This is a genomic window from Maribellus luteus (assembly GCF_003576475.1).
GTDB classification, from domain to species: Bacteria; Bacteroidota; Bacteroidia; order Bacteroidales; family Prolixibacteraceae; genus Draconibacterium; species Draconibacterium luteum.
Genome location: NZ_QWGR01000283.1, coordinates 1 through 519, shown reverse-complemented (window position 1 = coordinate 519; position 519 = coordinate 1). Strand labels below are relative to the sequence as shown.

Annotated in this window: 1 protein-coding gene; it reads left to right on the top strand. The window is 68.8% G+C overall.

Going from position 1 to position 519, the window contains the following annotated elements; genetic code table 11:
- On the top strand, positions 1–502 hold a 502-nt coding region (locus D1614_RS28910; protein ID WP_206610216.1), incomplete at its 5' end, for a phenylalanine--tRNA ligase subunit beta-related protein.
- Between the last annotated feature and the right edge of the window lie 17 nt (positions 503–519).

Sequence of the window (519 nt, the reverse complement as noted above, 5' to 3'; positions counted from 1 at the left end):
TTTGCAGGTGATGGGCGAGGCGGGCGACGCCTGGCATCCCGGCCAGTCGGGCACGCTGCGCTTGGGGCCGAAGACGGTGCTGGCGGCGTTCGGCATGGTCCACCCCTCGGTTCTCAAGGCGTTCGACCTGGACGGCGCGGTCGCGGCGGTGGAACTCTATCTCGACGCGATTCCGCCCAAGCGCGCGACCGGCTTCATGCGGCCCGCCTACAGCCCGCCCGCGCTCCAGTCGGTAAAGCGCGACTTCGCCTTCCTGGTGCCCGCCGAGCTGCCCGCCGATTCGCTGATCCGCGCGGTACGCGGGGCGGACAAGGCCGCGATCACCGCCGCGCGCGTCTTCGATGTGTTCGCCGGACAGGGCGTGCCCGAGGGCCACAAGTCGGTGGCGGTCGAGGTTCTGCTGCAACCGTCGCAGAAGAGCTTCACCGACGAGGAACTCAAGGCCATCGCCGACAAGATCGTCGCGGCGGCCGCCAAGCAGGGAGCACAACTCCGTGGCTAATGAAGAAAACTGGGTCC